This window comes from Pararhizobium sp. LjRoot235, from assembly GCF_964254145.1.
Classification (GTDB): Bacteria; Pseudomonadota; Alphaproteobacteria; order Rhizobiales; family Rhizobiaceae; genus Pararhizobium.
In genome coordinates this window covers 1,043,112-1,061,561 of record NZ_CAXUSP020000001.1, presented here as the reverse complement: position 1 = coordinate 1,061,561, position 18,450 = coordinate 1,043,112, and the positions used below count along the sequence as shown (strand labels likewise).

The window sequence follows — 18,450 nt, the reverse complement described above, 5'->3', positions numbered from 1 at the left end:
GCCGTAACGACCCGTCTCTGCCAGGAGCCATATCATGGCCAATCTCGAACTCGACCTCTTTCTGTGCCGCACCGACAATTTCGGCGTGCTGGTCCACGACCCTGAAAGCGGCGCGACCGCCTCTATCGATGCGCCGGAAGAACAACCCATCCTTGGCGCGCTGAAACGGCGCGGCTGGACATTGACCCATATTCTGACGACCCATCATCACCCGGACCACGTATCGGCAAACCTCGCCTTGAAGGAGGCGTTTGGCGTCACAATCATCGGGCCGGAGAACGAGGCAAGCAAAATCCCCGGCATCGACCGCACGATCGGCGACGGCGGCCATTTCGATTTTGCCGGCCACAGGATCGATGTCTTCGAAACGCCGGGGCATACGGCCGGACACATCTGCTTCTATTTTCCCGACGATAAACTGCTGTTTTCCGCTGACACGCTGTTTGCGCTCGGCTGCGGACGGCTATTCGAAGGCACGCCGGCGCAGATGTGGGCGTCGCTGCAGAAGCTGATGGCCTTGCCGGACGACACGACGGTCTATTTCGGCCACGAATACACGCAGTCGAATGCCCGTTTTGCCCTGACCATCGATCCGCAAAACGAGGCTCTGAAAAAACGTGCCGCAGACATCGACGCGATCCGTGCAAGAGACGAACCCACAGCGCCGACGACGCTGAGGCTGGAGAAGCAGACCAACCCCTTCCTGCGGCCGCAGGATGCCGGAATACGGGCGCATCTCGATATGCGGGACGCAACGGATGCCGAAGTCTTCGCCGAAATCCGCAAACGCAAGGACAATTTCTGATGCATGTCCAATTACCGCTGTCGGCGCAGGCCATCATCGAGACCCTGAACCTGCAACGCCATCCCGAGGGCGGCTGGTACATCCAGACCTTCAGGGACGAAGCGGGCGGCGGGCGCGGCCATTCGACAGCCATCTACTATCTGCTGGAGCGTGGCGAGCGTTCGCACTGGCACCGTGTCCGCGACGCAGCCGAGGTGTGGCACTTCTATGCCGGCGCGCCGCTGGCGCTCAGCATCGCCGAGGATGGCAAGCCGGCGACGCGCATCACGCTCGGACCGGACATCCTGAGCGGCGAGCGGCCGCAGGCGATCGTGCCGGCCAATTGGTGGCAGTCGGCCGCCTCGCTCGGCGCCTGGACTTTGGTCGGCTGCACTGTTGCGCCGGGCTTCGACTTTGCCGCCTTCGAGATGGCGCCGCCGGATTGGCAGCCGCCCGCAGCATGATCTCTACTCGGCAGGTTGCGGGGCTTCGGTCCGATCCCGGAAAATGGCGTCCTTGGCCGCAAGCACCGCGCCGCCGGTCACGAACAGGCAGGCGAGTGCAATGCGCCAGGACGGCTCGGCAAAGCCGAACAGCAGGAGGACGAGCGTGGACAGCACAGGCGCCGCATAGCTGGCAACGCCGAGGATTTGGATATTGCCGTTCTTGACGCCATAATCCCAAGCGTAGAAGGCCGCGCCGACCGGCAGCAGCCCAAGACCGGCGACCGCGATCCACTGCGTTGCCGTTTCCGGCCAAACCGTCGTTTCCAGACCGAAGTGGCAGAGGAAGGACAGCGCCGCGGTCGCGAGGCAGAAGCCGGTGACGACATCCGTCGAGACCGCATCAAAACGCCGGGTCAGCAGCGAATAACCGGACCACGTAAAGGCACAGGCCAGAGCCGCGCCATAGCCCATGGCATAAGCATCATCAAACTGAACCCCATTGCGGGCGACGATCAGGATGGTCCCGGCGAGGCCGCAAAGCGCGCCGGCAATGTGATACCAGCGCAACCGCTCACCCGGCAGCAGCGCCGAGCCGACAACAATGAGCAAAGGCCAGAGATAGGCAATGAGCCCGGCCTCGACGGCAGGTGCGTTTCTGAGCGCCGTGAAATAAAGGAAGTGGTAGCCGAACAGCCCGGCAATGCCGACGATCCAGACTTTTGCCGGCTGTTTCAACAGCGCAAGCCGCCCCGGCTTCAGCGCCAGTACAGCGATGCCCGGCAGGCTGCCGATGGAAAAGCAGATCGCCGATAGCTGGAACGGCGGCATGGTGCCCGAGGCTGCCGTTAACAAGGCCAGCAGCGACCACATGAGGATCGCCGAAAATCCGATCAGCGTTGCCTTGAACTTCATGCGCCTGCCCCCGGGCATTTAAAGGAGAATGTCAGCCGCCGAATCTGGTGGCCCAAACGGTCACCGGGCCGAGTCGCGTCGGGATCCGGACATAGACGGGAGCATATACATTCGCGGCATCGGCCTTGGCAAACCAGATTTCCATGGTTTCGAGCTTGCGCAGATAATCGACGTCCTGGCGCCCCTTGCGGTAGCCGGATCTCGGCACGAACTTGATTCCGCAGACGATGACATCGCCTTCGAAACCATCGGTCTTGAAGGGCTTGGTGCCTTTTGCCGAGAGTTTCAGGTCCACCCGTGATTCGCCGTCGAAGATCGGCACGCTCTGCGGGCAGACGCGCGCGTCCGCGGGAAAGATCAGGCCGGAAAGCGGATCGACGACGTTGCGCATGTCAGCCTTGGTCACCGGCACCCAGTTTTTCGGGATCCTGCGCGCTGGCTCCATCGACGCCGACAGCACGTTGCCGTTGCGAAACTGCACGGCGATCGCCCTACCCTTCTTGCCCGTCTGATAGCGCACCCGATATTCCAAAGCGCTCAAACGGTTCCGGCCGACAACGCCGGAAACGGTGGTTTGACCGGAAGTATGGGCAAGGATGTCGGCAAGCCCGGCCGAGTTCATCGTGCCGGAGATGGTGTAGCGATCGGCCTTGAACTCGGTGTGGAACGACGCCCTGGCAATCGGCAGGCCGGCCAGCGAAATGTTGTAATCCGTGTTGTGCTTCACCTCGACGGCCCGAGCCCAGCCTGTGGAAAACGTCGTCGTGACGAAAGCCAAAAGCGCCGAAATACCGATGTGCCAGTTCATTCCGGAAGCCCTTCCATTTTCCGCTCAAGCAACCTTCGCAGATACGGCGGGTTTGCGGCATTTCTGCGCCGCAAGACCCGCATTTGCCACCAGCCTTAACCCGCGGCGCAACAAAGTGGAATTGCGCCGGTCAAAGATCTATGGAAACGTGACCAACCACAATCGAAGCCTCTCGCGGCCTTGTAAGACCGGCGCGGATTTCAAGAGTTTTCCCGGAAAACGAAGTTTGGCTTGACGGCGGGGCTCTGCCTGACTATAGAACCGCAACTTTCCAATCATGGCCAACGGAATGCGGCCTGGGCGCTTAGGCCCGCTAACGCATGGACCGAAGCCGAAAAGAAAAATAGGTGCATCATGTCCCGTAGTTGCGAATTGACCGGCAAGGGCGTCCAGTCGGGCAATAATGTGAGCCACGCAAATAACAAGACCAAGCGCAAGTTCCTGCCGAACCTGTGCAGCGTCACGTTGATCTCCGACGCGCTTGGCCAGCGTTACCGTCTGCGCGTTTCGGCTGCAGCCCTGCGCTCGGTCGAACATCGCGGCGGCCTCGACGCGTTCCTGCTCAAGGCTGACGAAGCCGAGCTGTCCATGCGCGCGCGCCTGCTGCGCCGCCAGATCGTCAAGAAGACGGCTGAAGCAGTCGCTGCCTGATCAGCAGACTTGCGGGTAGAGATTTGAGAGGCTTGCCTGGGCAACCGGCGAGCCTTTTTCTCGTGTGACGTTTTCAGTAGACATTCGCTGCGATCACCGGCTTGAGGTCTGCCGAAACGCCGCGCTGGATTTCCTGGGCGCTCGGCGACCTGGTCATGAAAGTCCTCGTCGGCCTCGCCATGCTTTTGCCCGATGCCGGCCCTGAAGCCCACTTGAGTTGTTTGGAACGACAGGGCGACTGCTTAAAACTCTCAGCACAGCCAAAGCCCGCGCGATAGCTCGTTACTCGACCAGCCGGAATTCCAGCATCAGATTGCGTTCGAGAATGGAGTGATTGTCGTCCGACACGAGAACGACGCGGATATCGCCGTCCGGGCCGGGAACCACGTCCAGACCTTCCATGTTGTCGATCTGGTAGCCCATATCCGCCTGCAGGATGACCTCGCCGTCGACGGCGGCGCCGGGCTTTATCGCGTCGCCGGGAATACGGCGCACCTGCATGCCTAAGCCCTCGGCGAAACTGAAGCGGCGCTCTAAAAGCAAGAGGTCGCCATTCGGCAGGAAGGCACCATCGGTGACGGCGAACGGAACCTTCTGGACCACGCCGAATATGCCTTTGCGCGGACCATCAAGGACCGCTGCATAGAGATGGCCGGCCTTGTCGAAGCTCAACTCGGAGACAATCACCACGCCACCGGCAAGCGCGCTGTCCCTTGGCGAAACGGCAACTGTCTCAAGCCCGCGGTTGCCGCGCAAGGATTTCGGCGAAATGAGGATTGGCAGGCTCGTGATCGGCCGCGATTGCGCGAAACCCGGATCAGGATAGGCGTCGACCCGGTGAACCCGCTCGCAACTCACAAGCACCTCTGCGGCGCGCAACGCCACGCTCTCGCAGTCCATCAGTTCCTTGGCCTGCTCCGTCCGCCCCGCAGCATCGATTATAGATGTCACGGCCAGATCGCTGACACCAGCGATCCGGCCTTTGTCATCACGGCGGATCGCGCCTTCCACCCAATGCCCGGTATCCATGACGCCGAGAAAGGATCTCCGGTCCGGCCGGAAGCGGATCGATGAGATTGCCCCCAGCAAGGGATTGCTCGACGACATCTCGATCCCGCCGACGAATTCCAGCTTTCCGAACAGTTTCCGGTCCGAGCCGATCTTGAAATTCGCGATCTGCCGGCTTTTCACCGGAATGATATCCTGCGCCTGAAGGGGTGCAGCCGCCATCTGCATCACGGCGAGCGCGAGGGAAAATGCGGCGCCCCGATTCAGTATCGCTTTCAACAGGATTCCTTCCGGCCGGTGCGGAGCATGCAATGTCGCTCCTTAAAAAATCAAATAAACAATGTGCAAACAAGACCGGGACAGCGATCATCGCCCCGATCGATATATCTCAACCTGCGCGCCGCGCAGGAGCCGTGCGGCGCCGCCTGCTCTCGTCGTCAAAGAGTGACGCGAGCTGCTCGGTCATCGCACCGGCCAGTTCATCGGCGTCGACGATGGTCACGGCGCGGCGATAATAACGCGTCACGTCATGGCCGATGCCGATCGCCAGCAGTTCGACCGGCGAACGCGTCTCGATCTGCTCGATGACGGCCCGCAGATGCCGCTCGAGATAATTGCCCGGATTGACCGACAAGGTCGAATCATCGACCGGCGCGCCATCGGAGATCATCATCAGGATACGCCGCTGCTCGGAGCGGCCGAGCAGCCGATTGTGCGCCCAGATCAGGGCCTCGCCGTCGATGTTTTCTTTCAGCAGCCCTTCGCGCATCATCAGGCCGAGATTGCGGCGGGCGCGCCGCCATGGGGCGTCGGCGGACTTGTAGATGATGTGGCGCAGGTCGTTGAGGCGCCCCGGCGTCTGTGGCTTGCCGCTCGCCAGCCACTTTTCGCGCGACTGCCCACCCTTCCAGGCCTTGGTGGTGAAGCCAAGGATCTCGACCTTGACGCCGCAGCGCTCCAGCGTGCGGGCAAGGATATCGGCGCAGGTGGCAGCAACGGTGATCGGCCGGCCGCGCATGGAGCCGGAATTGTCGATCAAAAGCGTCACCACCGTATCGCGGAAGTTGGTGTCCTTCTCGCGCTTGAAAGAGAGCGGCTGCATCGGATCGATGATCATGCGCGTCAGGCGCGCCGAATCGAGATAACCCTCTTCCAGGTCGAACTCCCAGGAGCGATTCTGCTGCGCCATCAGACGGCGCTGCAGCCGGTTGGCGAGCCGCCCGACCGCGCCCTGTAGATGAGCCAGCTGCTTGTCGAGAAAGGCGCGCAGCCGGTCGAGCTCGGCCTCGTCGCACAGCTCTTCGGACGAGATGGTCTCATCGAATTCCTCGGTGAAGACGGTGTAATCGACCTTCTCGTTGAAATCGTCGAAGGGATGGGCCGGTCGCTTGACCTCGCCGGGCGTCTCGCTGTCGTCCTCGCCGTCATCCGACATCTCGTCTTCAGAGATTTCGGCGCCATCCATCTCGCCTTCGTCCATCTGATCGTCGGCCGATTCGTTCTCGTCGGCGGGCGCCGCGTCGGAGCCGGCATCCTCGTCGGAGCTGTTTTCGTCCTGCTCCTGGCTGCGCGGCTGGTCCTCGTCGGTCTCAGTATCCTGGTCGTCCGGCTCGACCTCGTCGTCACCGTATTTCTCGGCAACGTCCATCGAGGTCAGCATGTCGCGCACGACGCGGGCAAAGGCTTGCTGGTCGTTGACAGTGGCCGACAGGTTGGCCATGTCGCCGGCTGCCCTTTCCTCGATGAAATCGCGCCAGAGGTCGAGCACCTTGCCGGCGGAGGCCGGAGGCTTCCGGCCTGTCAGCTTCTCGCGCACGATCAGCGCCATAGCTTCCTCAAGCGGCGCATCGGCCTGCCTATCGATATTGCCGAAGTTGGCGCGGGCATATTTCTCGTCGAGCATGGAGGCAAGGTTGTCCGCCACGCCGCTCATGCGAAGCGAGCCGATCGCTTCGACGCGCGCCTGTTCGACCGCATCGAAGATCGTCCGCGCATCCGCACCCTGCGGCGACATGGTCGCATGGATGCGCTGGTCGTGACAGGCCTTGCGCAATGCCATGCTATCGCCGAGCCCACGTGTCACCGACAGCTCCCGGAGGGTCGGCCGCTTGGAGATTTCGGGCAGCCGCATGCGCTCCCCGGTGAGGCCGGGGCGCTCGTTGGCGAAGACCACCTCGATCTCCGCATCGCCGGCGATCGAGCGGATGCAGCCAGTCAGCGCGCGGCGGAACGGTTCGACGTCAACGGTCCCCGCCGGCCTTGGTTTCAAATTGTCGCCGCGGCCCGCCATGGATCAGGCCGTGGCTTCGAGCACGATATTGGCAGCACTCTCCTTCAGCTCGACACCGAAGGCGCGCTGATAATGTTCGGCCACCAGTGGCCGTTCGAGCTCATCGCACTTGTTGAGGAAGGTGATGCGGAAGGCAAAGGCGATATCGCCGAAGATATAAGCGTTTTCCGCCCAGGTGATGACGGTGCGCGGGCTCATGACGGTCGACAGGTCGCCATTGATGAAGGCGGCGCGGGTGAGATCGGCGACGCGCACCATCTTCGAGACCGTCTCGCGGCCCTTGTCCTTGGTGAAGCCCTTGACCTTGGCAGCGACAATATCGACCTCATTGTCATGCGGCAGGTAGTTCAGCGTCGTGACAATCGACCAGCGGTCCATCTGTGCCTGGTTGATCTGCTGCGTGCCGTGGTAGAGGCCGGTCGTATCACCGAGGCCAACCGTATTGGCGGTCGCGAACAGGCGGAAGGCCGGATGCGGGCGGATGACGCGGCTCTGGTCGAGCAGCGTCAGGCGGCCGGACGATTCAAGCACGCGCTGGATGACGAACATCACGTCCGGACGACCGGCGTCGTATTCGTCGAAGACGAGCGCGACATTGTGCTGGTAGGCCCAGGGCAGGATGCCGTCCTTGAATTCGGTGACCTGCATGCCGTCCTTGACGACGATTGCGTCCTTGCCGACGAGATCGATACGGCTGACGTGGCTGTCGAGGTTGACGCGCACACAAGGCCAGTTAAGGCGGGCTGCGACCTGCTCGATATGGGTCGACTTGCCCGTGCCGTGATAGCCCGACACCATGACGCGGCGGTTGTGGGCAAAACCCGCGAGAATGGCGAGCGTCGTTTCACGATCAAACAGGTAGTCCGGGTCGACGTCCGGCACATAGGCATCGGCCTTCGAATAGGCCGGAACCCTGAGATCGGTATCGATACCGAAAACGTCACGGACGGAAATGGTCGTATCGGGAAGGTTGGAAATGTCGAGGTCTACCTTGCTCATCATGTCTCCAGCACGGAAGCCCCTTGATTTTTCTCGTGGGGCGTCCCGTCTATGCTTTTAAATGTGTGACCGTAATAAAACGGGTTACTAGCAGAAGCCAGCCTGTTTTAACAATTGATATGCCTGGATCACGGCGCGAAAACGCTCTTCCGATCCCCTGTCTCCGCCATTTGCATCGGGGTGATGCTTTTTTACAAGCTCCTTGTAGGCGGCCTTGACGTCGGCGGCTGTGGCATTGGCATGCAGGCCGAGCGTATCGAAGGCCTTGGCCTCCAGCGTCTTCAGCTTGCGCAGGCGCGGCTCCTGCTTGGCGGCGCGGGTGCGCGCCTGCTCGACGAAGCCGAACGGATCGCGCATGCGGGCCTGCGCGCCGGCTGAACCGGACCGCATCTGCGACTGCGCCGGGCCGTTCTTGGCATTCTTGTTGACGCCGACCGTCCAGGTCGGGCGATGTCCCGTCAAGGCTTCCTTCTGGTAGCGCGCGATCTCGTTGTCTGACAGTCCGGAAAAGTAATTATAGCCCTTGTTGTATTCCTTCACGTGCTCGAAGCAGAACATGAAATATTCGTTCTCGGCATTGCGCCCCACGGGCGCGCGATGCGCGGCATTTTCCTCGCACCCGTCCCATTGGCATTTGGGGGCCATCGGTTCCGGTTTCTGGTTCACCTTGCGGCGGGTCCGGATGCCATCGAAGTATTTTGAATCGAGTTTCATGGCGCTAATTATGGGGCGTGGCGGGCACCACGACAAGAATTGACAAATCGGAATGTTGCTGGCTTTGTGAAACCATTTTGCACCGAGCAAAAAGCAATCCGGGACGGGTCCTTCGTCTGCGGTCGACGCAGCGGAAAAGCCAGAGAAACGGGGGCTAAAACATGTCGCTTCAAAACCGCATCGAAACAAAGCTCAAGGCGGCCTTTTCACCGGAACGGCTGATCGTCATCAATGAAAGCCACCTGCACGCGGGCCACCAGCCGGACTTCCACGGCACCGGCGAAACCCATATGCGCGTGCGCATCGTGTCGAGCGCCTTTATCGGTATGAGCCGCGTCGCGCGCCACCGCGCCATCAACGATCTCCTGAAACCCGAATTCGACGCCGGGCTGCATGCGCTTGCGGTCGAACCCGCTGTTCCCGGGGAAACAACACGCTGGTAGCGGGCGTGTTAACTCTCTCGCAATGCCCGACCGAACTCATCAAACCCGACGCTGCGTCGAATTGACGGTTTTCGGTCCTGCATCTACAATTATAGCGGGCGGAGAATGGCCGGATCGCGTGATCCGTTGAAATTTCGACATACGGAAAATTTTCATCTTTAAGGCGCAGCCGACAGGTTGTCCGGCCGGCCTTTGTTTTTTGGGGTCAAGGCTATGCTCAGCAAGTTTGGGCTTGTGGCGGCGTTTGTCGCCGCATTCTTATCAATGGACTACGCATCGGCGTCGACGCCTTCAGGCAAGCGCGTCGCGCTGGTCATGGGCAACAGCGCGTATCAATACGCGGTCGAGTTGCCCAATCCGAAAAACGACGCCAAGCTGATGTCCGAGACGCTGCGCGCTGCCGGGTTCACCGTGCTTGACGGGGAAAATCTCGACAAGGCGGCAATGACGGCGCTGGTCGATCAGTTCACCGAGATCGCCTACGACGCCGAGGTCGCGATCGTCTACTATGCCGGCCACGGATTGCAGGTCGATGGACGCAACTATCTCGTTCCGATCGACGCGCAGCTGGAAAAGGCGGCGCAGCTACAGACCCGCACCATTCCAGCCGACAAGGTTCTCGCCGCCCTGCCGCCGGATCCGGCTGTCAGCATCATCATTCTCGACGCCTGCCGCGACAATCCGCTGGCACGCTCACTGGCAAAGGTGCTGCCGGCCAGCCGGTCCGCCTCGATCGGGGCCGGCCTGGCGCCGGTGCAGGCCAACGGCCAGAGTGTGGGTTCCGGTGGACTGCTGATTGCCTATGCGACTGACCCAGGCGCCGTCGCCTATGACGGCAAGGGCGTCAACAGTCCCTACACGGCAGCTCTTGCACGGCACCTGGCGACGCCGGGTCTGGAAATCCAGAGCGCCCTGACGCGGGTGCGGGCCGACGTATCGGAAGCAACGGGCGGCGCGCAGCGTCCGTGGCACAATGCCTCCCTCTCCCGCGAAGTCTTCATCGGCGGCGATGCCCCGGCGCAAACGGCGCAGACCCTGGCGACGGAAGCCAGCGCGCACACCAGCGCTTCGACCGATAAGACCGACGTCAACTGGACGGTGGAGCAGAAGCTCTGGGAGGAAGCCTCCAAGCGCAACACCGTGGCGCATTACGAGCTATACCTGCAGCAATATCCAAATGGCAATTTCGCAACACTGGCGAAGCTCAATCTCGACCAGTTGAAGACAGTGGCGAAAACCGAAGTGGCGGCCGTGGCTCCCGCCGGCGAGGCAAGCGCATCGGCATCGCAGATCAGAACAGCAGTCGCCGTACCCGACGACGTCAAACAGACGGTCGGCACGCCGGAAACGGAAGCCGCGCTGAACCTCGACAAGGGCGCCCGCATCGACCTGCAACTGCGGCTCGGAGCGCTGGGCCACGTCACCGGCGGTGCGGACGGGGCGCTCGGCGCCAAGTCACGCGACGCGATCGGTGCCTGGCAGCGCCAGAACGGGCTCATTGAAACCACCTACCTGACACAGCAGCAACACATCTTCCTCGTCGCGCAGACCGACCCGATGATGCCGCAAATCCGCGCGCAATACGAGGCGCAGAAGAAAGCCGCCGCAGCGCTTCGCAAGGCGCAGACCCCGGTGCGCCAAAAGGTGGCGACGCAGCAGCGCGTCAAACGGCAGCAGCCTCCGGCGGAAGACACGCTGGAAGGTCCGGTCGAGCGCAGGGGCAGCGGAATGGACCCGGCAGGGGCGGCATTTGCCGGCGGCCTGCTCGGCGGCGCCCTTGGCGGCATCATCGGCAACCGCTGAACCAGCCCGGTCTTGACGCGCAGCCTTCGCCCTACAGCGCCGCGCGTCAAACCTGACGCGCAAAGGACGCTGTAGCACTTTGAAACTGCTGCATATCCTTAAATCGATTCCGATTTAAGGAATTATGCAGTAGGTCAGGGCGGAGGCATCGCCGCATCATCAGCCGGCCTGATCCTCAATCGGGTGATCCGGTTCTTTACCCGCTTCATGACGATGAAGCGCTTGCCGTAGAAGGTGAACGCCTGGCGCTCCTCGGGGATCGTCTTCGATTCGTGGATGACCAGCCCGGCGACGGTCGTCGCCTCCTCATCCGGCAAATTCCAGTCGAGCGCCCGATTGAGATCGCGGATCGGCACACTGCCATCGACGACGATCGAGCCGTCGGCCTCCTGGCGAACGCCCTGGATTTCCAGATCATGTTCGTCGGCGATATCGCCGACGATTTCCTCGAGAATATCCTCCAGCGTCACCAGCCCCTGGACCTCGCCATATTCGTCGACGACGATGGCGAAATGCATCTTGCGGCGCAGGAAGGCGTTCAGCTGCTCCTTGAGGTTGGTCGTCTCCGGCACGAACCAGGGCTTTTGCGCAATGCGCACGATGTCGAGATTTTCCGGCTCGACCTCCGGTTCGGCCAGCGCTCGCAAGAGATCCTTGGCGTGGACAACGCCGATGATGTTGTCGGTCGATCCGCGCCAGACCGGCATGCGCGTATAGGGGCTTTCGAGAACCGTGCGAACCGCGACTTCCGGCGCATCGTCGGCATTGATGCCACGCATCGAGGTGCGATGGATCATGATGTCGGACACTTCGAGTTCGCCGAGATCGAGCACGCCGCCGAGCCGATCGCGGTCGGCCTTGACGACGGAGCCCTCCCGATGCAGCAGATCAACCGCGCTGCGCAGTTCCTCATGCGCCGTCAACATCGGCATTTCCGAGGAAAGATTGATGCCAAAGAGTGAAAGGATGCGCCGGACGCTCCAGTTGACCAGACTGGAGATCGGGCCGACCACCAGCACGAAGAGATTGACGCCGCGCGACACGCCAAGCGCAAACCGGTCAGGCGCCGAGATCGCCCAGCTCTTGGGGAGTACTTCGGCAAAAATAACGAGGATCACGGTCATGGCCAGCGTCGCATAAGCGACGCCGGACGCGCCGAAGACATGCAGGAACAGGCTGGTGGCAACGGACGATGCCAGAATGTTGACGAAGTTGTTGCCGATCAGGAGAGCGCCGATCAGCCGGTCGCGGCGTTCGACCAGCCTGTTGACGAGGCCGGCACGATGATCGCCATTGGCCTCAAGCGCATGCATGCGCGCCCGGGAGGCGGTGGTAAGCGCGGTTTCCGAGCCTGAAAAGAAGGCCGACAGCAGGATCATCAGGAAGATGATCAGGATGCCAGGGCCATAGTCCGTCAAGAAACCCGTGAACGTCTCGCTGGTCATCCCGGATGTTTTTCCTCAAGAAACCGCAGCACTTCGTTGGCGGGCACATCGTTGGCGACGAAGGACTGGCCGATGCCGCGGGTGAGGATGAAGGTCAGCTTGCCGCCCTTCACCTTCTTGTCCTGGGCAATCGCATCCATCAGCTTTTCCGCCGGCGGCAGGGCGCCCGGAATGTCGTTCATGCGGGTCGGCAGGCCGACGGCCTTCAGATGCGCCTCGACGCGCGTCGCATCGTCCGGGCTTGCGAGATTCATCCGTGCTGAAAACTGATGTGCCAGCACCATGCCGATCGCGACACCTTCGCCGTGCACCAGCCGGCTGCCATCGTACTGTGTGGCTGCTTCCAGCGCATGACCGAAGGTGTGACCGAGATTGAGGAGCGCGCGCAGGCCGTTTTCTCGCTCGTCGGCTGCGACGACATCGGCTTTCGCCTGGCAACTGATGGCGATCGCCTCGATGCGGGCCTCACCGCCGGCAAAGACGGCCTGCCAGTTCTTTTCCAGCCAGGCGAAGAAGTCCGGCTTGTCGATCAGGCCGTATTTGGCGACTTCGGCATAACCGGCCCGGAACTCGCGCGGGCTCAACGTATCGAGCACATCGGTATCGGCGAGCACCAGGTCCGGCTGATGGAAGACGCCGATCAGGTTCTTGCCGTGCGGCGAATTAATGCCGGTCTTGCCGCCGACGGAGGAATCCACCTGCGCCAGCAGCGAAGTCGGGATCTGGATGAACCGCGACCCGCGCCGGGCAATGCCCGCGGCAAAGCCGGTGAGATCGCCGATGACGCCGCCGCCAAGCGCGATCACCGCGTCATTGCGCTCGATGCGCGCTCCGAGGATCGTGTCGCAGACGGGGATCAGATGCTCGAAGCTCTTGGTCCTTTCACCGGCAGGCAGGACGAGGGAAACAGCCTCGATCTCCTTCGCCTTCAAGCTTGCCATCAGCGGTTCGAGGTAGAGCGGCGCGACGTGCTCGTCGGTAATGACCGCCATCCTGCGGCCTTTCAGCCGCGCCGCGATTTCGCCGGCTGCGGTCGCGATCAGGCCGGGGCCGATGAGGATATCATAGGAGCGGTCACCGAGATCGACGCGGACGGTGCGCTTGGCGGCAGATGGGCTGGCAGATGTCATAGTTTCACTTCTTTGGCATGGCGGCGAGCGCGGCAAGAACCTCTTCCACCATCACCTCTTTCTTCACGTCACGGGAGATGACCGTCAGGTCCGCCTCCGCATAGATCGGGTAGCGAGCGTGCATCAGGTTCTCGAGCGTCTGCTTCGGGTTTTCGGTCTTCAATAACGGCCGGGTGTCACGCTTGTTGACGCGTTCCCACAGTACATCCAGGTCGGCATTGAGCCAGATCGACAGGCCGCTTCTCTTTATATGCCGGCGGGTGCGCTCGTTGATATAGGCACCGCCACCGGTGGAAACGACACGCGGGCCGGTGTTCAGCAGCCGCTTGATGACGCGGGTTTCGAGCGCACGGAATTCCTCTTCGCCATAGGCTGTGAAGAGATCGCTGATCGTCATGCGCGAAACCCGCTCGATCTCATGGTCGGAATCGATGAAGGGAATACCGAGCGCGGCTGCCGTCATCCGGCCGACCGCCGATTTCCCCGCCCCCATCAGACCGACGAAGACGAGGTTCCGCCGCCCGAGCGCGGCCTTCGCCCGTTCGATCAGCGCCTCGGAAACCGGTTCCATCACGTCGCTCATTAAGTTTCAAATTCCCGTTCCGCTCCGGTATCGACAAAACGGCGAGGAGCGTCAAGACATGGCTGCATATGATCCGTCTAAACCGGCGCTTGCCCGCAGTTCTTGCACTTGCGCACGGTGACGTTCATATAGATGGCAAGCTCAGGAGTAAAAAATGCCCACCCTTTTCCGCTTCCTGTTCATCTGCGCCATGATCGCCGGGGTGATTTACGCAAGCATGGTGGCGCTGGTGACCTTCGTCGACCCGGTCGAGCGCGACGTCACCATCCGCATCCCTTCCGAGCGGATCAACCAGACGCAATGATCGACCTTTCCGCCGCCCATATGGAATCCTTCCTGGAGATGATGAGCGCCGAACGGGGTGCCGCCGAAAACACACTTCTTTCCTACGAGCACGACCTGGAGGACGCCTATTCGTTCCTGAAGCAGCGTGGCGTCAAGCCGACGGACGCCGCCTCGGAAGATCTGCGCGCCTATCTCGCCCATCTCGCAAAGCAGGGTTTCAAGGCTTCGTCACAGGCACGCCGGCTATCGACGCTCAGGCAGTTCTACAAATTCCTCTATGCCGAGGGTCTGCGAACCGACGATCCGACCGGCGTTCTCGATGCACCGAAGAAAGCGCGCACCCTGCCTAAGGTACTCAGCATCGACGATGTCTCAAAGCTGATCGGCCAGGCGGAAATTGAGGCGGCACGGGCGGACGGCGACGTCATCGGCCGGTTGCGCATGCATGCGCTGATCGAACTGCTCTACGCGACCGGCATGCGCGTCAGCGAACTGATTGCCCTGCCCGCTTCCGTGCTTGCACGGAACGGCCGTTTTCTCGTCGTTCGCGGCAAGGGAAACAAGGAGCGGATGGTGCCGCTTTCGCATTCGGCAATCCGCGCGCTGCAAGCCTATGGCGCCGAAATGGCCAAGGACAATGCCGCGCAGAAAACGCCGCCACCCGAAAGTCAATGGCTCTTCCCATCCTCCGGCAAGGCCGGTTACCTGCCGCGGCAGGTTTTTGCCCGCGACCTCAAGGGGCTGGCGGCCCGCGCCGGTATCCGCGTCGCAGCGATCTCGCCGCATGTGCTGCGCCATGCCTTCGCAAGCCACCTGCTTGCCAACGGCGCGGACCTTCGCGCCGTGCAGGAACTTCTCGGTCATTCGGACATTTCAACGACACAAATCTACACCCATGTGCTGGAGGAGCGGCTGCATCAGCTGGTCCAAAACCATCACCCCCTTGCCAAACAGGCGAAAAAACAGGATTAGGAGCGCCAGAACACTTGGCCGGAACGACTGGGATCATCATGTCCGCGGCCATTGGCGCACTATGATCGGAAACGTATCTCATGCACAATTATCTCGATTTCGAAAAACCAATCTCTGATCTCGAAGGCAAGATTCACGAGCTGAAGAAGATTGCCGGCGAAGACGAGAGCATCGACACGACGGACGAGGTCGAGCGTCTTGAAGTGCGCGCCCGCGAGGCGATGGCCGAGATCTATTCCAAGCTGAACCCCTGGCAGAAGACGCAGGTCGCGCGCCATCCGCAGCGCCCGCACTTTCAGGAATATGCCGCCAGCCTCTTCACCGAATTCACGCCGCTTGCCGGCGACCGTAAATTCGCCAATGACGAAGCGATCCAGGCCGGCCTTGCGCGCTTTCGCGGCACGCCGGTCGCCGTCATCGGCCAGGAAAAAGGCAACGACACCAAGTCGCGCATCAAGCACAATTTCGGCAGCCCCCGCCCGGAAGGCTACCGCAAGGCGATCCGCGTCATGGAGATGGCCGACCGTTTCGGCCTGCCGCTGATCACGCTGATCGACACCGCCGGCGCCTATCCCGGTATCGGTGCCGAGGAGCGCGGCCAGGCGGAGGCAATTGCCCGCTCGACGGAAATGTGCCTCAACCTCAAGGTTCCGATCGTCTCGGTCGTTCTCGGCGAAGGCGGTTCGGGCGGCGCGATCGCGATCGCCACCGGCAACCGCGTCTATATGCTGGAGCATGCGATCTACAGCGTCATTTCTCCGGAAGGCGCGGCCTCGATCCTCTGGCGCGACAGCACCCGCGCCAAGGAAGCGGCGACCAACATGAAGATCACCGCCGAGGACCTGAAGTCGCTCGGCATCATCGACGGCATTATCGGCGAGCCCATCGGCGGCGCGCATCGCGATCCGGACGCCGTGATCGCAAAGACCGGCACGGTGATCGCCGATGCGCTGAAGGAACTGTCAGGACGCACCGGCGACCAGCTGCGCTCCGACCGCCGGCAGAAATACCTCGCGATCGGCCGCCAGCTTTAAACATATCGGCGGATTTCGCCGGGCTACCCGCGCAGATTGAGCCCGCGGTCCAACCTTGGCCATAATCTTGGCGTTTGGAACGACTGGCGTAAGGCGGGTCTGCAAGGTTAATATTTTGTGAAGTATAAGGACGTATTGATTCTCCGTCATCCGCCTCTGCGGAAGCGTCACGTTCAATAGTTTTCTTTATGGGCCTTTGCCGATGCGTCTGACACATCTTGTTGCCACCGCCGCCATCGCCGCGCTGCTTGCAGGCTGCACTGCCAATGAGGCGATGGATACAGTGGATGTCGATCTCAAGAAGGTCTCGAGCAAGGTAAACTACCAGCTTTCCGGCAAGATCGTGCAGAAGATGCAGGCAATGAGCATGGCGAAGGAATCGCCGATCATGTTGCGTATCTTCAAGGAAGAAGGCGTACTCGAAGTCTGGAAGGCGAATGCCTCCAATCGCTTCGAAATGCTGCGCCAGTACAAGATCTGTGCATGGTCGGGCAAGCTCGGCCCGAAGGTCAAGGAAGGTGACCGGCAGGCGCCGGAAGGCTTCTACCCGATCACTCCCGGCCAGATGAACCCGCATTCCAGCTATTATCTGGCGATCAACACCGGTTATCCCAATCGCTTCGATCAGGCCAATGGCCGTCACGGCACGAACCTGATGATCCATGGCGCCTGCTCCTCGTCGGGCTGTTACTCGATGACCGACGAGCAGATGCAGGAAATCTTCGCGCTTGCCCGCGACGCCTACAAAGGCGGCCAGCAGGCGGTCCAGCTGCAGGCCCTGCCCTTCCGCATGACCGCGGAAAACATGGCGCGGCACCGCAACAGCCCCAACATCGATTTCTGGAACATTCTGAAGCCCGGCTACGACCAGTTCGAGATCACCAAGCGCCCGCCGGAGGTCAATATCTGCGAGAAGAAATACGTTTTCAACCAGCAGACCGACGGCAAGTTCAGCCCGACAGGCCCCTGCCCGGCAATGTCGACGCCTGCGGTCATGCAGGGAGCACTCGCCGCCTACAACAAGAAATACAGTGACGACTATGCCAAGGCGATCAAGAAGCTCGAAGGCATGGTCTGGTACGAGCCGAGCGAAGCCGAGCGCAAGGCAATCGTCGCCAAGCAACGTATCGGCAAGGAACTGGCCTATGCGCCGACCGGCACCTCGCTCGATGCCGGCAAGCTGATGAAGGTCGCCGACCTCGAAAAGCAGGAAGCCCGCCGGGCCGAGCTTGAGGAAGCAAAGAAGGCGATCGAGATCCAGAAGGCCGAGCTGGAAAAAACCACCCGCAATGGAAAGAGCGTGCCGGTGCCGGCCGAAAACCCGCTGCCGCGCCCGGTCGAAACGGCCGCGGTCGAACAGACGCCTGCCAAGAAGAGTTTCTGGGGGGGCCTGTTCTCCAAGGGAGGCGATGATGCGCAGAAATTGCATCCGGTAGCCGCAGCCCCCGGTGACGCCGCCCAGCAACCAGCAGCAGTCACCACGGCCCGGCCGGCTGCCGCCGAGACGGCACGGAAACCGGCTGAAGCGGCGCCTCAGGCAACCGCCGAGACAGGGGCCGCACCGGCGGCTGAACAGACTGTCATCGAACAGGCGCCCGCCGGCAAGGGTTTCTGGGGCCGCCTATTCTCCAAAAACAATGCTGATGCGCGGAAACCTGAACTGGTAGACGCAGCACCCGCTGATATCGCAGGTGAGCAGCCTGCGGATCAAAAAACCGCTGCCGGTACCGTTAAACAGCAGGCAGCAGTCGCCTCCAACCAGGCGGAAACCGCCAAGACCGCACACAAGCCCGCTGAAGCAGCGACACAGGCAACCACCACAACCGAGGCGGCGCCCATGGCCGAACAGGTCGTTGCCGAACAGCAGCCGAAGAAGCGGCCGTTCTGGAAGCTCTGGGGCAATTGATGCCCAACGCGGACAGCCTGATTTATGATCTCAAGGGGCTGAAATGTCCCTTGCCGGTTCTGAAGACCCGCAAGCGTATGAAAACCCTTGCCCCCGGCGCGCTGATCATCGTCGAGACGACTGATCCGCTGGCGATCATCGATATTCCGCATTTCTGCAATGAGGACGGGCATAGCTTGGAGCAATCCGAGGCGCTGGCCGTTGGCCATCGGTTCGTCATCCGCAAGAAGGCCTGAT

The 18,450-nt window shown here is 61.6% G+C and carries 18 protein-coding genes and 1 pseudogene; 10 read left to right on the top strand and 9 right to left on the bottom strand.

Features of this window, described 5'->3' with window-relative positions; genetic code table 11:
- Nucleotides 1-34: 34 nt before the first annotated feature.
- Nucleotides 35-805 carry a hydroxyacylglutathione hydrolase gene (gloB, locus tag ACSQ2Z_RS05045; protein WP_436080191.1) on the top strand — a complete coding sequence of 257 codons (771 nt, stop codon included), beginning with the start codon at nucleotides 35-37 and terminating at the stop codon, nucleotides 803-805.
- Entirely contained in the window at nucleotides 805-1,248 is a 444-nt protein-coding gene (locus ACSQ2Z_RS05040) for a cupin domain-containing protein (protein ID WP_436080190.1), read from the top strand. The genes gloB and ACSQ2Z_RS05040 overlap by 1 nt, the downstream gene beginning before the upstream one ends.
- Nucleotides 1,249-1,251: 3 nt before the next feature.
- Here the strand turns inward: ACSQ2Z_RS05040 and yddG are convergent, their stop codons facing one another.
- Nucleotides 1,252-2,142 carry an aromatic amino acid exporter YddG gene (gene yddG, locus ACSQ2Z_RS05035; RefSeq protein WP_436080189.1) on the bottom strand — a complete coding sequence of 297 codons (891 nt, stop codon included), beginning with the start codon at nucleotides 2,140-2,142 and terminating at the stop codon, nucleotides 1,252-1,254.
- Between the two features lie 31 nt (nucleotides 2,143-2,173).
- A complete protein-coding gene (locus ACSQ2Z_RS05030; RefSeq protein WP_436080188.1) occupies nucleotides 2,174-2,950 on the bottom strand; it encodes a DUF3108 domain-containing protein in 777 nt (258 codons plus the stop codon).
- 354 nt (nucleotides 2,951-3,304) lie between these two features.
- On the opposite strand from ACSQ2Z_RS05030, the gene rpmB reads away from it, so the two are divergent.
- A complete protein-coding gene (gene rpmB / locus ACSQ2Z_RS05025; RefSeq protein ID WP_436080187.1) occupies nucleotides 3,305-3,601 on the top strand; it encodes a 50S ribosomal protein L28 in 297 nt (98 codons plus the stop codon).
- A gap of 282 nt (nucleotides 3,602-3,883) precedes the next feature.
- Here rpmB and ACSQ2Z_RS05020 read toward each other — a convergent pair whose 3' ends face one another.
- The 4 genes from ACSQ2Z_RS05020 to ACSQ2Z_RS05005 all read right to left on the bottom strand — a co-directional run bounded on the left by ACSQ2Z_RS05020 (nucleotide 3,884) and on the right by ACSQ2Z_RS05005 (nucleotide 8,621).
- Nucleotides 3,884-4,837 (bottom strand): esterase-like activity of phytase family protein, encoded by a 954-nt coding sequence (locus tag ACSQ2Z_RS05020; protein WP_436082983.1) that lies wholly within the window; start codon nucleotides 4,835-4,837, stop codon nucleotides 3,884-3,886.
- A 160-nt stretch (nucleotides 4,838-4,997) separates the two neighbouring features.
- Nucleotides 4,998-6,899 carry a cobaltochelatase subunit CobT gene (gene cobT / locus ACSQ2Z_RS05015; protein WP_436080186.1) on the bottom strand — a complete coding sequence of 634 codons (1,902 nt, stop codon included), beginning with the start codon at nucleotides 6,897-6,899 and terminating at the stop codon, nucleotides 4,998-5,000.
- Nucleotides 6,900-6,902: 3 nt separating this feature from the next.
- A complete protein-coding gene (gene cobS, locus ACSQ2Z_RS05010) occupies nucleotides 6,903-7,898 on the bottom strand; it encodes a cobaltochelatase subunit CobS (protein WP_436080185.1) in 996 nt (331 codons plus the stop codon).
- Nucleotides 7,899-7,985: 87 nt separating this feature from the next.
- The gene (locus tag ACSQ2Z_RS05005; RefSeq protein WP_436082982.1) at nucleotides 7,986-8,621 is read right to left on the bottom strand and encodes a J domain-containing protein; all 636 of its coding nucleotides are present in this window, start codon (nucleotides 8,619-8,621) and stop codon (nucleotides 7,986-7,988) included.
- Between the two features lie 152 nt (nucleotides 8,622-8,773).
- Between ACSQ2Z_RS05005 and ACSQ2Z_RS05000 the strand changes: the two genes are divergently transcribed.
- Entirely contained in the window at nucleotides 8,774-9,055 is a 282-nt protein-coding gene (locus ACSQ2Z_RS05000; RefSeq protein WP_436080184.1) for a BolA family protein, read from the top strand.
- A gap of 264 nt (nucleotides 9,056-9,319) precedes the next feature.
- The gene (locus ACSQ2Z_RS04995) at nucleotides 9,320-10,858 is read left to right on the top strand and encodes a caspase family protein (protein WP_436080183.1); all 1,539 of its coding nucleotides are present in this window, start codon (nucleotides 9,320-9,322) and stop codon (nucleotides 10,856-10,858) included.
- Nucleotides 10,859-10,992: 134 nt separating this feature from the next.
- Here the strand turns inward: ACSQ2Z_RS04995 and ACSQ2Z_RS04990 are convergent, their stop codons facing one another.
- The 3 genes from ACSQ2Z_RS04990 to ACSQ2Z_RS04980 are packed head-to-tail and all read right to left on the bottom strand — an operon-like array spanning nucleotide 10,993 to nucleotide 14,016.
- The gene (locus ACSQ2Z_RS04990) at nucleotides 10,993-12,303 is read right to left on the bottom strand and encodes an HlyC/CorC family transporter (protein WP_436080182.1); all 1,311 of its coding nucleotides are present in this window, start codon (nucleotides 12,301-12,303) and stop codon (nucleotides 10,993-10,995) included.
- On the bottom strand, nucleotides 12,300-13,433 hold the full coding sequence (aroB, locus tag ACSQ2Z_RS04985; protein ID WP_436080181.1) for a 3-dehydroquinate synthase: 1,134 nt from the start codon (nucleotides 13,431-13,433) through the stop codon (nucleotides 12,300-12,302). The genes ACSQ2Z_RS04990 and aroB overlap by 4 nt, the downstream gene beginning before the upstream one ends.
- Before the next feature lie 4 nt (nucleotides 13,434-13,437).
- A complete protein-coding gene (locus ACSQ2Z_RS04980) occupies nucleotides 13,438-14,016 on the bottom strand; it encodes a shikimate kinase (protein ID WP_436080180.1) in 579 nt (192 codons plus the stop codon).
- A 154-nt stretch (nucleotides 14,017-14,170) separates the two neighbouring features.
- On the opposite strand from ACSQ2Z_RS04980, the gene ACSQ2Z_RS04975 reads away from it, so the two are divergent.
- From ACSQ2Z_RS04975 to ACSQ2Z_RS04955, 5 genes and pseudogenes are all read left to right on the top strand, one after another.
- Nucleotides 14,171-14,320, top strand: a complete 150-nt coding sequence (locus tag ACSQ2Z_RS04975) for a hypothetical protein (RefSeq protein WP_436080179.1) — start codon at nucleotides 14,171-14,173, stop codon at nucleotides 14,318-14,320.
- Complete coding sequence (xerD, locus tag ACSQ2Z_RS04970; protein ID WP_436080178.1) at nucleotides 14,317-15,273, top strand: site-specific tyrosine recombinase XerD; 957 nt, start codon at nucleotides 14,317-14,319, stop codon at nucleotides 15,271-15,273. Before ACSQ2Z_RS04975 ends, xerD begins: the two co-directional genes overlap by 4 nt.
- Before the next feature lie 80 nt (nucleotides 15,274-15,353).
- A complete protein-coding gene (locus tag ACSQ2Z_RS04965; RefSeq protein WP_436080177.1) occupies nucleotides 15,354-16,307 on the top strand; it encodes an acetyl-CoA carboxylase carboxyltransferase subunit alpha in 954 nt (317 codons plus the stop codon).
- Nucleotides 16,308-16,509: 202 nt separating this feature from the next.
- Nucleotides 16,510-17,922, top strand: a pseudogene (locus ACSQ2Z_RS04960) (L,D-transpeptidase family protein); the annotation flags it as partial.
- Between the two features lie 290 nt (nucleotides 17,923-18,212).
- Nucleotides 18,213-18,449: a sulfurtransferase TusA family protein gene (locus ACSQ2Z_RS04955; RefSeq protein ID WP_436080176.1), complete on the top strand. Its 237-nt coding sequence runs from the start codon at nucleotides 18,213-18,215 to the stop codon at nucleotides 18,447-18,449.
- Nucleotide 18,450: the final 1 nt, after the last annotated feature.